At 59.1% G+C, this 411-nt stretch carries 1 protein-coding gene; it reads left to right on the top strand.

All coding sequences use genetic code 11. The features are described 5' to 3' along the window. Positions 1 to 411: transposase (locus CNQ84_RS20050; protein WP_133065934.1), on the top strand; the 411-nt coding region annotated here is incomplete at both ends.

Below are 411 nucleotides of genomic sequence, written 5' to 3' on the forward strand. Positions count from 1 at the left end.
GGAGCGCAACCGTCTGGACGTCAGCGCTGAATCCGCTCAAGCCTCTATCCGCATTCACTTGAAGCACCTGGAGGGTCAAGTCGCCTTGATCAGCACGGCCATCAATGACCACATAGACAACGACCCGGACCTGCGAGAGCAAAAGCGGCTAATGAAGACCATTGATGGTGTCAGTGATGGCACTGCCGCCACACTGCTGGCGGAGCTGGGCAGCCCTCTGCGATTCGACAGCGCAAGGCAGCTGGCAGCGTTCTGTGGTCTGAATCCGCGTTTGCAGGAATCTGGGATATACCGAGGCAAGTCGACCATCTCGCGCACCGGGTCAGGCCGATTGCGCGCAGCGCTATACATGCCAGCGCTGTCGGCGATGACCTACAACCCGGTCATCAAAGCGATGAAAGTGAGGCTGGC

It is taken from the genome of Pseudomonas abyssi (assembly GCF_002307495.1).
Taxonomy (GTDB): Bacteria; Pseudomonadota; Gammaproteobacteria; order Pseudomonadales; family Pseudomonadaceae; genus Halopseudomonas; species Halopseudomonas abyssi.